Source organism: Kitasatospora sp. NPDC034533, assembly GCF_055575155.1.
Genome location: NZ_JBVITE010000048.1, coordinates 24,070 through 38,181, shown reverse-complemented (window position 1 = coordinate 38,181; position 14,112 = coordinate 24,070). Strand labels below are relative to the sequence as shown.

The 14,112-nt window shown below is 74.7% G+C and carries 14 protein-coding genes; 9 read left to right on the top strand and 5 right to left on the bottom strand.

Annotated features, from left to right (window positions below; genetic code table 11):
- The first annotated feature begins 96 nt into the window (after positions 1 to 96).
- The 5 genes from ACZ55U_RS27715 to ACZ55U_RS27695 all read left to right on the top strand — a co-directional run bounded on the left by ACZ55U_RS27715 (position 97) and on the right by ACZ55U_RS27695 (position 6,617).
- Entirely contained in the window at positions 97 to 1,305 is a 1,209-nt protein-coding gene (locus ACZ55U_RS27715) for a sensor histidine kinase (protein WP_465530148.1), read from the top strand.
- Complete coding sequence (locus tag ACZ55U_RS27710; RefSeq protein ID WP_465530146.1) at positions 1,302 to 1,952, top strand: response regulator; 651 nt, start codon at positions 1,302 to 1,304, stop codon at positions 1,950 to 1,952. The genes ACZ55U_RS27715 and ACZ55U_RS27710 overlap by 4 nt, the downstream gene beginning before the upstream one ends.
- Positions 1,953 to 2,420: 468 nt before the next feature.
- Positions 2,421 to 3,290, top strand: coding sequence for a 3-hydroxyacyl-CoA dehydrogenase family protein (locus ACZ55U_RS27705; RefSeq protein ID WP_465530144.1), 870 nt, complete (start codon positions 2,421 to 2,423; stop codon positions 3,288 to 3,290).
- Between the two features lie 352 nt (positions 3,291 to 3,642).
- Positions 3,643 to 3,963, top strand: coding sequence for an STAS domain-containing protein (locus ACZ55U_RS27700; RefSeq protein WP_465530142.1), 321 nt, complete (start codon positions 3,643 to 3,645; stop codon positions 3,961 to 3,963).
- A 335-nt stretch (positions 3,964 to 4,298) separates the two neighbouring features.
- Entirely contained in the window at positions 4,299 to 6,617 is a 2,319-nt protein-coding gene (locus ACZ55U_RS27695; RefSeq protein ID WP_465530140.1) for an ATP-binding protein, read from the top strand.
- Here ACZ55U_RS27695 and nucS read toward each other — a convergent pair.
- Positions 6,569 to 7,228, bottom strand: coding sequence for an endonuclease NucS (gene nucS / locus ACZ55U_RS27690; protein WP_391536284.1), 660 nt, complete (start codon positions 7,226 to 7,228; stop codon positions 6,569 to 6,571). The two genes, ACZ55U_RS27695 and nucS, sit on opposite strands and share 49 nt — an antisense overlap.
- Positions 7,229 to 7,708: 480 nt before the next feature.
- Between nucS and ACZ55U_RS27685 the strand changes: the two genes are divergently transcribed.
- Positions 7,709 to 8,101 carry an SCO5389 family protein gene (locus tag ACZ55U_RS27685; RefSeq protein WP_316526255.1) on the top strand — a complete coding sequence of 131 codons (393 nt, stop codon included), beginning with the start codon at positions 7,709 to 7,711 and terminating at the stop codon, positions 8,099 to 8,101.
- Positions 8,102 to 8,160: 59 nt separating this feature from the next.
- Here the strand turns inward: ACZ55U_RS27685 and ACZ55U_RS27680 are convergent, their stop codons facing one another.
- Complete coding sequence (locus tag ACZ55U_RS27680) at positions 8,161 to 9,309, bottom strand: LLM class flavin-dependent oxidoreductase (protein WP_465530195.1); 1,149 nt, start codon at positions 9,307 to 9,309, stop codon at positions 8,161 to 8,163.
- Positions 9,310 to 9,697: 388 nt separating this feature from the next.
- Between ACZ55U_RS27680 and ACZ55U_RS27675 the strand changes: the two genes are divergently transcribed.
- The gene (locus tag ACZ55U_RS27675) at positions 9,698 to 10,018 is read left to right on the top strand and encodes an ATP/GTP-binding protein (RefSeq protein ID WP_465530138.1); all 321 of its coding nucleotides are present in this window, start codon (positions 9,698 to 9,700) and stop codon (positions 10,016 to 10,018) included.
- Between the two features lie 20 nt (positions 10,019 to 10,038).
- On the opposite strand, the gene ACZ55U_RS27670 is transcribed toward ACZ55U_RS27675, so the two are convergent.
- Positions 10,039 to 10,806 carry an ABC transporter permease gene (locus ACZ55U_RS27670; protein ID WP_465530136.1) on the bottom strand — a complete coding sequence of 256 codons (768 nt, stop codon included), beginning with the start codon at positions 10,804 to 10,806 and terminating at the stop codon, positions 10,039 to 10,041.
- Position 10,807: 1 nt separating this feature from the next.
- Entirely contained in the window at positions 10,808 to 11,821 is a 1,014-nt protein-coding gene (locus tag ACZ55U_RS27665; RefSeq protein ID WP_465530134.1) for an ABC transporter ATP-binding protein, read from the bottom strand.
- Between the two features lie 93 nt (positions 11,822 to 11,914).
- Between ACZ55U_RS27665 and ACZ55U_RS27660 the strand changes: the two genes are divergently transcribed.
- Together ACZ55U_RS27660 and ACZ55U_RS27655 are read left to right on the top strand one after the other, a co-directional pair.
- Positions 11,915 to 12,712, top strand: coding sequence for an alpha/beta fold hydrolase (locus ACZ55U_RS27660; protein WP_465530132.1), 798 nt, complete (start codon positions 11,915 to 11,917; stop codon positions 12,710 to 12,712).
- Positions 12,709 to 13,029 (top strand): hypothetical protein, encoded by a 321-nt coding sequence (locus tag ACZ55U_RS27655; RefSeq protein WP_380697097.1) that lies wholly within the window; start codon positions 12,709 to 12,711, stop codon positions 13,027 to 13,029. Before ACZ55U_RS27660 ends, ACZ55U_RS27655 begins: the two co-directional genes overlap by 4 nt.
- Positions 13,030 to 13,114: 85 nt before the next feature.
- On the opposite strand, the gene ACZ55U_RS27650 is transcribed toward ACZ55U_RS27655, so the two are convergent.
- Positions 13,115 to 14,044, bottom strand: coding sequence for a cellulose-binding protein (locus ACZ55U_RS27650; protein ID WP_465530130.1), 930 nt, complete (start codon positions 14,042 to 14,044; stop codon positions 13,115 to 13,117).
- Between the last annotated feature and the right edge of the window lie 68 nt (positions 14,045 to 14,112).

Genomic DNA, 14,112 nt, shown 5'->3' with positions numbered 1-14,112 from the left:
TCGTCGCGGGGTGCCGTCCGGGACTGCACCTTTCGATGTAGCGGGCTCCTCCTCGGACCGGAGTCGGGCGGGTCGCCGGGATGGTGAGATGGGAACGTGCCCCTCCCGTTCCGTGCCCTCCCCCCGCGCCGGCTGGACCAGCTGATCGCCCTGTGCGGGCTGCTCGGCGGCGCGGTGCTGATCGTCTTCAAGGTGTACGACCGGGCAGAGACCGTGCCGGTGTGGGCGGTGGTGCTGCCGCTGGTGGTGATGGCGGGGCTGGAGCTGGTCCGGCGCACCCGGCCGGTGCTCGCGGTGACGGTCGGCGGGCTGGCCTTCGCGGCGAGCCTGTTCGTCGGCAGCCTGCTGGCGACGCTGATCATGTACACCGACCTGCTGTACGCGGCGGTGCTCTACGGCGGCCCGCGGATGTCCCGGGTGCTGCACCTGACCGGCGGGGCCACCGTGCTGGTGCTGTCCGTCCTGGCCTGGTACACCGGTGGCACCTCGGCCGGGCTGCTGATCGTGGTGGTCAGTTCGCTGGTCTTCCTGGCGCCCGTGTGGACCGGCGACCTGGTGCGCAGGCACCGGCAGGAGGCGGAGACCGAGCGGCTGCGGGCGGAGCAGACGGCGCTGCTCTCGGAGATGGACCGGCGCGAGGCGGTCGGCGCCGAGCGGGCCCGGATGGCGCGGGAGCTGCACGACGTGGTGGCCAACCACCTGTCGGCGATCGCGATCCACGCCACCGGTGCGCAGTCGGTGGCCCGGCGCCGCCGCCTGCCCGAGGACGATCCGCTGGTGGAGGTGCTGGCGGTGATCCGGGAGAACAGCGTCCAGGGTTTGGCCGAAATGCGTCGCATGATCGGACTGCTCCGGGACAGCGGCGGGGGAGAGGTGGACGAGTCCTACGCGGCGCCCGACCTGGCCGCCGTGGACTCCCTGCTGGCCAAGGCCCGCGCGGCCGGCCGGGACGTCGGGCTGGACTTCGAGCTGGAGGAGCGGGGCGAGCGCGGCGAGCTGCCGGTGCCGGTCGGGCTGGCCGCCTACCGGATCGTCCAGGAGTCGCTGACCAACGCGCTCAAGCACGCCGGGCCCGGTCTGGTCAGCCTGCGCCTGGAGTTCGGGCCGCGGGAGCTGCGGATCGCGGTCGACAGCCCGTACCGCGACGAGCCGGGGCGCGGTCTGCCCGGGGCCCGGGCCGGGCTGGTGGGCATGGCGGAGCGGGCCGGGCTGCTCGGCGGCAGCTTCGAGGCCGGGCCGAAGGACGGATGCTGGAGCGTGCGCGCGGTGCTGCCGCGCGCCGGGGAGAACGAGGGGCGGGCATGACGATCAGGGTGCTGGTGGCCGAGGACCAGGCGGCGGTGCGGGCGGCGCTGGTGATGATCCTGCGCGCCGAGCCGGAGTTCGAGGTGGTCGGGCAGGCCGCCGACGGCGAGGAGGCCGTCCGGCTGGCGCTGGAGCTGCGGCCGGACGTGGTGCTGATGGACGTGCAGATGCCCCGGCTGGACGGTGTCTCGGCGACCCGCGAGGTGGTCGCCGCCGGGGCCGGCCAGGTGCTCGTGCTGACCACCTTCGACCTGGACGAGTACGTCTACGGCGCGCTGCGGGCCGGGGCGGCCGGGTTCCTGCTCAAGGACCTGGAGGCGGACACCCTGGTCGAGGGCATCCGTACGGTGGCGCGCGGGGACGGCATGCTGGCGCCCTCGGTGACCAGGCGGCTGATCGGGGCGTTCGCCCGCCCGGACCGGCCGGTCGGGCCGGAGGCCCGGGCGGCGGTGGAGGCGCTGACCGGCCGCGAGCGGGAGGTGCTGGCCTGCATCGGGGCCGGGATGTCCAACGGGGAGATCGCGGCCCGGCTGGAGATGGCGGAGGCGACCACCAAGACGCACGTCAGCCGCATCCTGGCGAAGCTGCGGCTGCGCAGCCGGGTGCAGGCGGCGATCCTGGCGCAGGACCTCGGGCTGACGGTCTGACCGCAGCTGACGCGGCGTCAACTGGGCCTTCACGAGGTCGCGTTCCGGCTCGTCGGTCGGGTCCAAGGGCCTGGCTCCGGCCTCCGGGCACGGCCGGGCGGCCCGGCGGTGGGCGAAGGCCGGGCGGGAACCTGGCGCCGCCCGGTGTGGTCCGGCGCGTCCGCGGCGTTCGGCGGGCGGCCCGGGAGAGCGGGCGGCCCGGGAGAGCGGGCGGTCCGGGCCGCGAGCGCCGCCGACTCCGTCGGCTCCGGCCCGGCCGCGGGGTCCGCCCTGACGTGGTCGCGTCCGGGCGGGAGGGGCACGCCGCCGGCCCGGGTGGGTGCAGATCACACTCCCGATCGCTATTGCGGGCGGGATCCGCGCACTAGAGTCCGCCGTGAGCAGTGCGGCTCCTCCGGCGGTGATCCCTGCCCTGAGCCGCCTTCAGGGCCCGCCCGCGGGGCGGCGACGGCATCGGGAGACCCAGCCATGAGCAATGCGTCCAGCAAGCAGATCGCCGTGATCGGTGCCGGCCTGATGGGCGCCGGCATCGCCCAGGTGTCCGCGCAGGCCGGCCACCCGGTGGTGCTGCGGGACGTCACCGAGGAGGCGCTCCAGCGGGGCCTGGCGGGCATCCGCGCCTCGTACGAGAAGTTCGTCGCCAAGGGCAAGCTGAGCGCCGAGGACGCCGAGGCGGCACTGGGCCGGATCACCACCACCACCGACCTCGGCGCGGTCGCCGACGCCGACATCGTGGTCGAGGCGGTGTTCGAGAAGCTGGAGGTCAAGGAGGGCGTCTTCCGGGAGCTGGACAAGCTCGCCAAGGACGGCGCCGTGCTGGCCTCCAACACCTCGGCGATCCCGATCACCCGGATCGCCGCCGCCACCCAGCGCCCGGAGTCGGTGGTCGGCGTCCACTTCTTCTCGCCGGTCCCGATGATGAAGCTGGTCGAGCTGGTCCGCGGCTACAAGACCAGCGACGAGACGCTGGCCGACGCCCGCGCCTACGCCGAGGGCGTCGGCAAGGAGGTCGTGGTGGTCAACCGCGACGTGGCCGGCTTCGTGACCACCCGCCTGATCACCGCGCTGGTCGTCGAGGCCGCCAAGCTGTACGAGTCGGGCGTGGCCACCGCCGAGGACATCGACACCGCCTGCCGGCTCGGTTTCGGCCACGCGATGGGCCCGCTCCAGACCGCCGACCTGACCGGCGTGGACATCCTGCTGCACGCCGCCCGCAACATCTACACCGAGACCCAGGACGAGAAGTTCGCCGCGCCGGAGATCATGGCCCGCATGGTCACCGCCGGTGACCTGGGCCGCAAGAGCGGCCGCGGCTTCTACCCGTACGAAGGCAAGTGACCCGGACGCGTCCCACGGGCGGCGGGCCGCGCGGTCCCGGCACCGTACGGCCCGCTCCGCCGGGGCGGGTGAGTTTCCTCACCTCGGGTGCGCAGACGGGTGATTTGGGCGGTAATCGAGCGTAGGTGTGGGGGCGACCTGCGTATATTCCCTCGGACGGGTGAAGTTGCCTCAGATCTGGCCGGAACCAGCAACCTGTGGAGCCGGTTCACCGTCAGATGGGGGAACCCGGCATTTCGCCCGGGTCCGGATGTAAGGGGCCACGGCCCTCCCGGACGCACCCCCGCCCCGTACCCGGCACGGCCGGGGCGGTCCCACCCCGCAGCAGGCCGTCCAGGCGAAGGAGGAGAGCATGCGCATCACCGGCGACCACACGGCGCTGGCCATCGAAGGCCGCCTCGACGTGCGCACCGCCGCCGACGCGCGAGCCCGGCTGCACCAGGCGGTGGACGGCGGCCTGGGCGACCTCGTCCTCGACCTCGGGCGGCTGGAGTTCTGGGACGCCACCGGGCTCGGCGTGATCATGGGCACCCACCGGCGGGCCGGCCGGATCGGCCGCCGGCTGGTGCTGCGCTCCGTCCCGGCCCAGCTCCAGCGGCTGCTGGTGGCCACCAAGCTGCACCGCATCCTGGCCGTCGACGGCGCCGCCGAGGCGCACGGAGCCGCCTTCTGACGCCGTGCCGCCCGCGCACCGGGCTCCGGGTGCCGTGAGCCGGTCCGGCGGGATCCACCGGACGCGCCCTCCCTCCCGCGAGCCACCCGCCCTCCCGTGACCCGCGCGCCGCACCGCGCGCCCGCGCGCCACCGCCCCCACCGGGCAACGCCCCTGGTCAGCGCCGCCCGCCCGGCGGCGGCCCCGGACGCCCCTGCACGGGCGGGCCCGAATGTGCGAGAGTCTGCCCGTCAGAAGACGGCCGCCGGGGCTGCCTCCAGCCCGGCCGAGGCCGCGACGGGACGTCAGCCGGACGGCGCGGGGCGCCGACGGCCAAGCACGATGCGGAGCAGAACGTGGCACAGCCTTCCGGGGAGTTCCGTCAGGAAGCCGTCCGCCCGCGCAGCGGCGAACTGGTCTCCGGCGGCCTGCTGGTGGGCGTCGGAGCCCCGGACGGCTCCGAGGCCAGGCCGTGCCCCGAGGAGTGGCGCCCGCACCCCCGGCGGATCGAGCGCAGCGAGCCCGCCCGCGGCCCGGCCGGCGGCGTCGGCCGCGCGGTCGGCCCGCTCGCGCTCGGCGCCGGCCCCGCCGACCTGCCGATGCTGGACCGCGAGGCCGACATCGCCGAACTGCTCGCCCTGCTCGCCGAGGGCCGCTCGATACGCCTGGTCGGCCAGGCCGGCTCGGGCCGCAGCGCACTGCTGTCGGCCGTCGCCGAGGCCGCCGCCGACCTCGCCCCCGGCGGTGTGGTGCAGCTCAGCGGGCACCGCCGCACCGTCCCCGACCTGCTCCAGGACCTCTTCGCGGCCACCCACCACGCCCCCGGCTTCCGGCCCGACCCCGCGCAGCTGGCCGTCCACCTCGCCGAGGTCGACGCGATCGTCGTGATCGACTCCGCCGAGCCCTCCGGCGCCGAGCTGGAGCAGCTGCTCGCCGCCGCCCCCCGCTGCGCCTTCCTGATCTCCGCCGCCCCGGACGGCCCGCCGCTGCCGGCCGGCTCACGGCTCCAGGACCACCTGGTGGCCGGGCTCTCCCGCTCCGCCTGCCTCGCCCTCACCGCCCGGCTGGCCGGGCGCCCGCTGGACGTCGCCGAGAAGGCCTGGGCGGTGGACCTCTGGTTCGAGTCCGAGGGCCTGCCGCTGCGCTTCGTCCAGGCCGCCGCGCTGCTGCGCCAGCGCGACGTCTCGGTGGACGCCCTGGTCGCCGCCGAGGACGACCGGATGGACGTCTTCGGCGCGGTCGCCGAACCCGCCCACGACCCGGACCCGGCCGTCCGGGAGAACGCGCTGCGCCGCACCGTCCCGCTGCCCTCGGTGCCGGAGACCGCCTCGCCCGCCGTCCGGCTCGCCGAGGGGCTCAGCGAGCCCGCGCAGGCCGTGCTGCGGCTCGCCGTCGCGCTCGGCGGCGAGTGCCCCACCGCCCCGCACCTGCCGGCGCTGATCGACGTCGGGCAGGGCGAGGCCGCCCTCGCCGAACTCACCGACGCCGGGCTGGCGGTGTCCGTCGACGGGCACCACCGGCTGACCGCCGGCGCGCTCGAACTGCTCGCCCCGCACTGGCCGGCCCGCGGCTGCGTCGACGGCGCCGCCCAGCACTTCGCCTGGTGGGTCGGGCACAGCTCGGTGACGCTGGAGCAGATCGCCGCCGAGGCCGAGGTGGTGATCGGCGTGCTGCTCGCCGACCGCGCCGCCGGTCGGCACGACGCGGTGGTCCGGCTCGCCCGGGCGGCGGCTCCCGCGCTGGCGCTGTCGCTGCGCTGGGGAGCCTGGGAGCGGGTGCTCGAACTCGGCCTGGAGGCGGCCCGCCGCACCGGTTCGCCGGTCGACCAGGCCTGGTTCCACCACGAGGCGGGGGTCCACGCGATCTGCGTCCGCCAGCCGTCCCGGGCCATCGCCGAACTGGAGACCGCGCTCACCCTGCGGGCCGCGGCGGGGGAGCAGCGCGGGGTGGCCGCCGCCGGCCGGATGCTGGAGCTGCTGCGCGCCGAGGGCCGGCAGCTGCCCGCCGCCGCGCCCGCCGTGGTGGCGCCCGCCCGGGCGCCGGTGATCCGCAAGATCGCGGCCCGGGTGCCGGCCGGCCTGAAGTCCAGCAGGCGGCGGCGGGCGGCCGTGCTCTCCACGGCCGTGCTGACCCTGGGGGTGCTCGGCACGGCGGTGGCGATGAGCTTCAGCGGGCCGGACGGGACCAAGGGGACGGAGCCGCACGGCGGCCGGCCGGACTCCGGCGTCGGCACCCAGGACGCGCCGCACCCGCAGCCCTCCGGCAGCGGCGGCGCGGGTACGACCGGGGCCGGGCCGGGCAGCCCGGCGGGTCAGGGGACCGGCCCGGGGCCGTCCGCGAGCGGCGGCGCCTCGCACCCGTCGGGCACCTCGCCGACGAGGCAGCCGAGCTCCCCGCCGACGGTGGGCGGGTCGCAGGCCCCGCAGCCGTCCGCGCCGGGCCGATCGCAGCAGCCGGATCCGCAGCCGGGCCAGCCGCAGCCGCCCCAGCAGAGCGGGCAGCCCTCGACGTCACCGACGCCGAGCCACAGCCCGTCCTCCCCGGCGAGCACCCCGAGCACGCCGGCCACCTCCGGGTCGCCGACGAGCCCGAGCGGGCCGGCCAGCCCGACCAGCCCGGGGGCCGGTCAGAACAGCTTGAGCTTGTCGTCGTCGATGCCGCGCAGCTCGTCGTAGTCGAGCACCACGCAGCCGATGCCGCGGTCGGTGGCCAGGACGCGGGCCTGCGGCTTGATCTCCTGGGCGGCGAAGACGCCCTTGACCGGGGCGAGCAGCGGGTCCCGGTTGAGGAGTTCGAGGTAGCGGGTGAGCTGCTCGACACCGTCGATCTCGCCGCGGCGCTTGATCTCGACGGCCACCGTGGCGCCGTCGGAGTCGCGGCAGAGGATGTCCACCGGGCCGATCGCGGTCGGGTACTCGCGGCGGATCAGCGACCAGCCGGAGCCGAGCACCTCCATCCGGTCGGCGAGCAGTTCCTGGAGGTGGGCCTCGACGCCGTCCTTGATCAGGCCCGGGTCGACCCCGAGCTCGTGGGACGAGTCGTGCAGCACCTCCTCCAGCGTGATGATCAGCTTCTCGCCGGCCTTGTTCTCCACCGTCCAGACCCCGTCGGCCTCCTTGAGGGCGCACGGCGGGGACATCCAGTTGAGCGGCTTGTAGGCGCGGTCGTCGGCGTGGATGCTGACGCTGCCGTCGGCCTTGACCAGGATCAGCCTGGTGGCGGAGGGCAGATGGGCGGAGAGCCGACCGGCATAGTCGACTGAGCAGCGGGCAATTACGAGACGCACGGTCGACCACGCTAGCCCACCAGGGCCAGTTGATGCGATTCCGCGACGGCGGGGTGAAGACGACGCGAACCCGTCCACCATGGAGGGCGCGCGGTCCCGCTGCCGCCCGTCGACGTCTGGCGCCCCTCCCCTCGGTTCGCTACGGTGTGTGACGGCACGCTTGCGGGATCGCTGTCAACGGGGATGGAGACTTCGGATGAACGATCCAACGGGATCCGGCCAATCTGGTGCGCCACACCGGATTTCCGTGGAAATCCACAGGAACGACCAGTCTGCCGAGCCGTCGACTGACACGCTGTTCTGAGCGCGTTCGGTATCCAGGACGTCACGTCCCGTGGTGCCGTCGCTCCTCGCGAAGGTGCCGGAAACCCCTGCCCCTCCGGTGTTCCGGACGCCCCATGCGAACTTCGCCCACCCTCACTGCTTGACCTACGCACGACCACCCGGGCGCCGCGCGGGTGGACCGCGAGAGGAGAATCCATGTCGCTCGACGTCTCACCGGCCCTGCTGGAGAAGGCCGAGCGGGGCGAGGTCGACGAGCGGGAATTCGTCGACTGCGTCCGCGTCTCGCTGCCCTACGCCTGGGACCTGATCAGCTCCCTGGTCGCCCAGGCGAAGGTCGACGGCACCGACTTCGCCGACAACCAGGTGCCGCCGCCCAGCGAGCAGGCCCGCGGCCAGCTGCTGCGCGCCCTCGCCAGCGACGCCATCCGGGGCGCGCTCCAGCGCCACTTCGGCGTCCGACTGGCCTTCCAGAACTGTCACCGGGTGGCGGTGTTCCTGCCGTCGGAGCCCAACGAGGCGCGGTACGAGCGCTTCACCTCCGTCCGGGAGCAGCTGCTGAACCAGTCCGAGGAACTGCGGGACTGCTGACCCGCCGCGGCGCCGGCCGCCCCGTCCCCGGTCCCGGGGGAGGGGCGGCGGCCCGGCTCTCAGCTCAGCTGCGGCAGCACCTCGGAGCCGAGCCGGGCGATGTTGTGCAGGGTCGCCTCGTGCTCCCCGCTGCCCTCGGCGAGCAGGGCGAAGCGCCGGATCCCGGTGCGTTCGGCGGTGGCCAGCAACCGGTCGGCGCACTGCCGCGGGGTGCCCACCGCGTGCAGGTCGCAGAGCAGCTCGGTGTACTGGCGAGGGTCGCGCATCGACCGCTCGCGGCCGTCCACCGTGCGGTGCGCGCCGAGGCCGTACTCGAACCAGCCGGGCATCGCGTTCAGCAGCGTGGACCGGGCCGCCGAGGTGCGGTCGTCGACCTGGGCCACCCCGGCCGCGACGTGCCGGCGGCCGACCCGGCGCAACTGCTCCTCGCTGCGCCCGGCGGCCAGCCAGGCGGACCGGTACAGCTCCAGCATCCGCAGCTTGTCCTCGTCCCCGGAGTGCATGCCGAGCAGCATCGGCAGGCCGCGCTCGGCGGCCAGCCGCACCCCGCCCGGCGAGGTGCAGGCGACCACCACCGGCGGGCCGGCCACCGGACGCCCGGTGACGGTGAGCTCCTCGCCGAGGCCCTCGTCGTCCCGGCGCTGGCGCGGGAAGCGCACCGGGGCCGACCGCCCGCCGAGGCCGAGCCAGCTGCTCAGCCCCGCCCGCCGCACCGGCTCGGTGGCCCGCGGCACCACCGCGACCTCGGGGAAGGCGAACTGCGGGCCGTCCGCGCCCACCCGGGAGCCGCGCAGCCAGCGCAGCAGCAGGTCCAGCCGCTCCGGGAAGCCCCGCTCGAAGGCGTCCACCCCGCCGCCGAACACGTCCAGGTCGATCCACGGCCCGCCGCGGCCCACCCCGAGCGTGAACCGCCCGCCGGAGGTGAGGTGGAGCAGCGCGGCCTGTTCGCCGAGGGCCACCGGGTGACGGGTGGACAGCACGCTGACGGCCGTGCCGACGCCGATCCGGCGGGTGCGGCCGAGCAGCATCGCGGCCAGCGTGGCGGCGTCGGGACAGACCCCGTACGGCACGAAGTGGTGCTCGGCCAGCCAGACCCCGTCCAGGCCCGCGCGCTCGGCCTCGACGGCGGAGCCGACGGTGCGCTCCAGTGCCTCGCCGTGGCTCTGCCCGGGGAACTGGGCGGACAGCAGGAACAGGCCCACCCGCACCGATCCGGTGGCCGGCGGCAGCGCGCCCGCCCGCTGGGCCGAGGGCAGCGGCTCGCCGGAGACGGCCGTCACCGGGGGGACGGCGGACAGCGCCGGTCCGGTGGCGGGCGGCCGGACGCCGACGGGCCGGGCGGTCTCGACGCGGGCGGTGGTCTTGCTCATGGTGGGGCCTCCTCGGGTGCGCGCAGGGTCGCGGGCCCCGCCTCTTCCCCCTGTGGGTATCGGATGTCATGTGCCAATGGCACGCGGAACCCCCGATTTCCCCGATGATCGGGTGGATCTCTGCAAAAAGGCCGAAGTGCCGGACGGGGCCGTGGTAGTGGCCGTGCGGGAGCCGGGCCGGCCGTACGCTGGAACGGCCCACAGCCAGCAGGAGAGGAAGTCCGCCGTGCCGCGCCGCAACCGGATCAAGAGCGCCGCCCCCCGCGAGAGCGCCGAGCCGGCCGCGCCGCTCGGCGGTTCGCTGCGCCGCACCGAGAGCTACCAGGGCGACGACTGGGTGGTGCAGACGGTCGCCGGGACCTCGGGGCGCTCCTACCGCTGCCCGGGCTGCGACCAGGAGATCCCGCCGGGGGTGGGCCACGTGGTGGCCTGGCCGATGCACGGCGCGGGGGTGGACGACCGGCGGCACTGGCACCGCGCCTGCTGGGGAGCGCGCGAGCGCCGGGCCTCGAACCTGCTGCGGGGCCGCGGCGCCCCGCGGTACTGACGGGCCCCTCGCGGGAGCCGCTACGCGTCGCGCCGCTTGAGCACCACCGCGCCGCCGACCAGGGCCGCCGCCGTCCAGGCCAGGCAGATCAGGAATCCGGCCAGCGGACCGTACGGCTGGCCGTGCTGCTCGTACACCAGCAGCATCCGTGAGGCCGCGTAGTCGGGGAAGTAGTGGGCCAGGGTCCGGACCTTCGGCACCGCCGAGAGGATCGGCGAGAGCAGGAAGAAGAACGGCACCAGGACGCCGAGCGCGAGCGTCTGGTTGTGCAGCATCGCGGTGACGCCCGCCGCGAACAGGCAGAGCATCGTCAGGTACAGCGCGGCCCCGATCACCGCGCGCAGCACGTTGGGCGCGCCGATCGTGGTGGCGTGCGAGCCGAGCAGCGCCTGGCCGACGAAGAAGGTGACGAAGGCCGTCACCAGCGAGACGGCGAGGGCGAGCGCGCCGAGCACCACCGCCTTTCCGGCGAGCAGGGTGGCGCGCTGGGGGACGGCGGCCAGGGTGAGCCGGATCATGCCGCTGCTGTACTCGTTGCCGATCGCCAGCACGCCGAAGACGATGATCGCCAGCTCGCCGAGCTGGATGCCGGCGAAGGAGTTGCTGGTGGCGTCGAACGGGGCCTCCCGGCTGCCCCGGAACTCGGCGAAGTTGCTGTTGGTGAGCAGGGACAGCAGCGCGCCGATGCCGACCGTGACGACGAAGGTCAGCGCGAGCGTCCAGACGGTCGAGCGGACGCTGCGGATCTTCGTCCACTCGGAGCGCAGGACCGCGGGGAAGGACGCCATCTCAGTTCTCCTCGTGCCGTGCCGTGGTGGTCCGCCGGGCGCCGTCCGGCTGCCAGCCGGCGCCCCACCGTTCGGCCCGGTCGGCCGCTCCGGTCGTGTCCGGCTCCGGTCCGCCGCCCGCGTGGTACTCCACCGAGTCGGCCGTCATCCGCATGAAGGCCTCCTCCAGCGAGGCCTGCTGGGGGCTGAGCTCGTGCAGCACCACGCCGTGGCCCGCGAACAGCTCGCCGAGCCGGGCGATGTCCCCGTCGACCACCTCGTAGGCGCCGTCCGGGCCCGGCTCGTGGCGCAGGCCGGCCTCGGCCAGGACGTCGAGCAGCCGTTCGGGCTCCGGGCTGCGCATCCGGACGGCGGAGCGGGAGTTGCGCCGGATGAACTCCGGCATCGACAGGTCGGCGAGCAGCCGGCCCTTGCCGATGACCACCAGGTGGTCGGCGGTGACGGCCATCTCGCTCATCAGGTGGGAGGAGACGAAGACCGTCCGGCCCTCGGCGGCGAGGCGCTTCATCAGGTTGCGGACCCAGAGGATGCCCTCCGGGTCCAGACCGTTGACCGGCTCGTCGAACATGATGATCTCGGGGTCGCCGAGCAGGGCGGAGGCGATGCCCAGGCGCTGGCCCATGCCGAGGGAGAAGCCCCGGGCGCGCTTGCGGGCCACCGGGGTGAGGCCGACCAGGGCGAGCACCTCGTCCACCCGGCGCTCGGGGATGCGGTTGCTCTGGGCGAGCCAGAGCAGGTGGTCGCGGGCGGTGCGGCCGGGGTGGACGGCCTTGGCCTCCAGCAGGGCGCCGACGTACTTGAGCGGTTCGCTGAGCTGACCGTAGTGCTTGCCGTCGATGGTCACCCGGCCGGCGGTGGGGCGGTCGAGGTCGAGGATCATGCGCATCGTGGTGGACTTGCCGGCGCCGTTCGGGCCGAGGAAGCCGGTCACCACGCCCCGGGGGACCCGGAAGCTGAGCCGGTCCACCGCGAGGGTCCTGCCGTAACGTTTGGTCAGCTCGTGCAGCTCGATCATTCGTACTCCCTCAGTTCCTTGCCAGGCTAGGACAAAGGGGATATCGCGGCCCGCTGAGTGGGCCCGCGCGGCGCACCGCAATAGGTTGGGCGCATGACCCAGCTCCCCTCCGCAGTGTCCGTCCGCGAGAGCGGTACCGGAACACCCCTCGTGCTGCTGCACGCCTTTCCGTTGAACGCCTCGATGTGGTCGTCCCAACTGGACGCGCTGCCCGGCCTGACCGGGGACGAAGCGCGGGTGCTCGCCCCCGACCAGCGGGGGTTCGGCGGCACCGCGCTGGGCGGGGACGACCCCTCGCTGGACCTGGTCGCGGACGACCTCGCGCTGCTGCTGGACGCGGCCGGGATCGAGCGCGCGGTGGTCGGCGGGCTCTCCATGGGCGGCTACGTGGCGCTGGCCTTCGCCCGCCGCCACCCCGGCCGGCTCGCCGGGCTGCTGCTGGCCAACACCCGGGCCACCGCCGACACCGACGCCGTCCGGGCCAACCGGGAGCGGATCGCCGCCGCCGTCACCGCGCGGGACAGCGTGGGCCTGCTGCTGGACGAGCAGGTCGCGGCCGGGCAGCTCGGGCCGCACTCGCAGCACCTGGTGGAGCGGGTGCAGGCGATGGTCGCCGCCGCGCCGCCGGCCGCCGTCGCCTGGGCCCAGCGGGCCATGGCGGCCCGCCCGGACTCCCGGGACGTCCTGGCCGCCCTGCGGGTGCCGGTCGCGATCGTGGCGGGCGCCGAGGACGCCCTGGTGGCGCCGGAGGAGGCGGAGCTGATGCTGCGGGCCCGGCCGGACGCCGAGCTGACCGTCCTGCCCCGGGTGGGCCACCTGAGCGCCCTGGAGGCCCCCGAGGCCTTCGACGCCGCCGTGCGCGCCCTGCTCGCCCGGGTGGCCGCCGGATGAGTCAGGAGAGCCAGGACTCGGCGGCCTGGGACTACTCGGCACTGGAGGTGACCGGCCGGATGCCCGTGACCAACCGGGGCGAGGGACTGGTCGAACTGACCCTGGAACCGCTCGGCGAGGACTACTGGATGCGCCCGGGGGAGACCTTCATCGTCACCTCGTACGGCGACTACGGGCCCGGCCACCCCTTCGAGGTGCAGTACTGGCCCGACTCGGTGTCGGTCTGGTGCACCTCCTGGTTCGGCACCGTCTCGGACGACGAGGGCAACCAGCTCAGCAGCGGCCACCAGCGCCCCGACGGGGCCTACCCGCGGTAGACGCCGCCCGAGGTGATGACGGCGCGACAGCGGACAGGCCCTCACCCGGGCGGGTGAGGGCCTGTGGTGGTGCCGGGGGCGTGCGTCAGCGCGACTGCTGGGCGGGCACGCCCATGGTGTCGTCGTTCGGCAGCGAGGCGGCGGCCACGGCCGCGCCGGTCAGCGTCGCCAGCATCTCGCGGACGTTGGTCAGCTGGGCGTTGATGCTGTCGCGGCGGTTGGTGAGCGCCGCCAGCTCGCGCTCGGACTCGCTGCGGATGCGGTCGGCCTTGGCGTTGGCGTCGGCCACGATGTCCTCGGACTGGCGCTGAGCCGTCTCGACGGTCTGGCGGGCACGGCGCTCGGCGTCGGTGCGCAGCTTCTCGGCCTCCAGGCGCAGCTGCTCGGCCCGGTGCTCGATCTCGGCCAGGCGCTTCTCGGCCTTGGCCTGACGGGCGGCCAGGTCGCGCTCGGACTGCTCGCGGCGCTTGGCCAGGTTGGTTTCGAACTCCAGCGCGGCCTGGGCGGCCTTGGTGCGGGTCTCCTCGAAGAGGGCGTCCGCCTCCTCGCGCTTGTTCTGGGCGTCCTTGTTGGCCTCGGCGCGCAGCTGGGCGGCGTCGCTCTTGGCCTTGTCGACGATCCGCAGACCCTCGTCCTCCGCCTTGGCCTTGCGGTCCTTGGCGTAGTTCTCGGCCTCGGTGCGGACCTGCTGGGCGGCGGCCTCGGCGAGCTCGCGGTGCTGCTCGGCGGCGCGGTGCGCCTCGTCGCGCAGGTCCTTGGCCTCCTCCTCGGCGAGCCGCAGGATCTTCTCGACCCGGGCGCCGAGTCCGGCGTAGGAGGGCTCCTGCTCGACGACCGCCGCCTGGGCGGACTGGGTCTCCAGGTGGAGTTCCTCGATGCGCTTCTCCAGCGCGCTGATCCGGGTCAAGGCACTGTCACGGTCGGCCACCAGCTTGGTGATCCGCTCGTCGACCTGGGCGCGCTCGTACCCACGGCGCACCAGGTCGAAGCCGTGAGGGGAGTGACTGTCGCTCATGGGGTTCTGGGCTTCCTGTCGTCAAACCGCTGAGGTGGTTGAGGGAATCCTGACACGGTACCGGAGTG